Genomic DNA, 2,067 nt, shown 5'->3' with positions numbered 1-2,067 from the left:
AGATGCTCAAGCGGACCATGTACGGACGCGCCAGCTTCCCCCTGCTCCGACGGCGAGCCCTCCTCGCTGCGTAATCCACGCAAACTGCGGGAGAACCAAATCGGGGGAGAATCACGAGATCCTTACCGGCGACACGGGTTAGGGTAGCGCAGGTACCAAGAGACTGCCTCTACGGTGAGGGCCGCCTCATAGCGCCGCCCCCTGAAGTCGGCCTTTGCGCGCTGATTTAAGCTTGGCGGCGTTAGCAGACAGGATCATGGACCGGATTTAAAGCGGAGGCGACAACCTCGGCGGGTATGCTTAACAACCCGTGAAGAGTAGCGAGCTCAGGTTCGCGACAAGCCCCTGCAACGCCTCTCCAACCTATGCCATCATCCGGGCTCGCTCCTCATTTGACGAATGCAGTCAAACTTGATTAAGAGCAGTTCGCCCTCGTACTATGCGTGATTCCTGAGTAGGTCCGCTGTTGAGGCCGACTTTTCGGTGAGCGAAGGCAAAGAAAGCGGCAACGACGAACATCACTGCGTCGAAGCTGAGGAACGAAACGCCGGCCCATCCGACAGTCGTCACGTCTGCAACAGCAACCGCCGCGAAGAGGAGGGCAGTGGCACCGAGGGCGTCCCGCCACCGGCGTCCATGCGGCAGTACCAGCGGGTACAGAGCCACCGCGATCCAAACCGTAAAGAAAGCGCGCACCTCCCAATCCGCGCGGCCGGCGAGGCCGATCGGCAGGAGGCGGTTGGCTAGGAAGTAGCTGGCGATCGCGGCCGGTAAGCCGGCGATCGTACCGATATTGAGCGCCTGGACGAGACGCAGGCCGAAGAAAGCGCGCTCCCCCGGCTTCGGCAAGCGGGCGATCGTCCACAATACGAGACCGGTGGCAACCATACCACAGCCCAGCAACCCACTCGCGAAGAACAGCAACCTGAGGGCGGGACCGGCAAAATGCGCCTCGTGCAGGCCGACCATTGTCGCGAAGGTGGCCATCGCGGGCTTTATCTCGTCCAGTGTCTCGACCACCGCGCCGGTGGTCCCGTCGAAAGCGATCTGCGGGTGGCGGTGCTTTAGCCCGTGCGGCTCTTCGAACACAGCGACCACGATGGCGTTGGCGTCGCCTGGGTTCTGGACGGTCAATCGTTCGAGTACCTGCGCATTCAGAGCCATCGCCCGCGCAACCATCGGCCCAAGCGGTGCCAGCGGCGCGAGCCGGCCAGCGGTCTTCCGGGCGGTGGTAATCTGGCCGGACTCGGCAAAGAAGGTCTGGCTGTCGCCTTGGTAGGCAGCTGCGATGCCCCAGGGCATATACATCACCGCGAGAGTCACGAGCCCGGTATAGGTGATCATCAAGTGGAACGGCAGCGCCAAAACGCCGGTGAGGTTGTGCGCATCGAGCCAGCCGCGTTGCGAACGCCGACGCCGGAAGGTGAAGAGGTCCGCGAAGATTCGGCGGTGGGTGACGATGCCGGAGATCAGCGCCACCAGCATGATCATCGCGCAGATGCCGACGATCCAGCGGCCCCAGAGCGGAGCCATGCTCAGCTCGAAATGGAAGCGGTAGAGGAAGTCGCCGCCCTTCGTGTCACGGACCCGTACTGGATCGCCGGTCAAGGGATCGAGTGTGGCGCGGCCGGGCGGGGTACCGGGCTTGGTCCGCCAGAACAGGTCGATAACCGGATGACCAGGCGTCGGCAGGCCTATGAACCACGCACGAGCGCCCTTGGCCTCTTCTTCGAGATAGGCGCGGGCGAAGTCTGAGGCCTGCCCGAGCGCCGCTGGGCTCATAGGAGCGGCAGCCGTCAGTTCCGGCCGCATCCAGTGCGAGATTTCGGTGCGGTAGTAGCTCGCAGTACCGGTGACGAAGACTGAAAACAGCACCCAGCCGACGATGAGACCGGACCAGGCATGCAGCCACGCCATCGACTGTCGGAAGCTGTTGCGCATGACCTGCGCCTTACCAACGGTAGCGGAGCGTGGCGTAGATAGTCCGCGGCAACCCGTAATAGCAGCTCGTGTGTAATTGCTCAGGTCCTTGGGCGTGGTGGTTGGACGTGGGCTGCGGGACGGAGG

Annotated in this window: 1 protein-coding gene and 1 pseudogene; both read right to left on the bottom strand. The window is 63.2% G+C overall.

The window, feature by feature from the left end; genetic code table 11:
- Positions 1 to 140: 140 nt before the first annotated feature.
- A pseudogene (locus tag G3T14_RS23905) lies at positions 141 to 258 on the bottom strand (IS6 family transposase); the annotation flags it as partial.
- Between the two features lie 147 nt (positions 259 to 405).
- The gene (locus G3T14_RS23900; RefSeq protein WP_163644967.1) at positions 406 to 1,941 is read right to left on the bottom strand and encodes a PepSY-associated TM helix domain-containing protein; all 1,536 of its coding nucleotides are present in this window, start codon (positions 1,939 to 1,941) and stop codon (positions 406 to 408) included.
- Positions 1,942 to 2,067 lie beyond the last annotated feature (126 nt).

The organism is Methylobacterium sp. BTF04, from assembly GCF_010692745.1.
GTDB lineage: Bacteria > Pseudomonadota > Alphaproteobacteria > Rhizobiales > Beijerinckiaceae > Methylobacterium.
This window is presented reverse-complemented; position numbering and strand designations above follow the sequence as displayed.

Coding starts and splice junctions, on each gene's coding strand:
- G3T14_RS23900 (WP_163644967.1), bottom strand. CDS start 1,941: ATGCGCAACAGCTTCCGACAGTCGATGGCGTGGCTGCATGCCTGGTCC.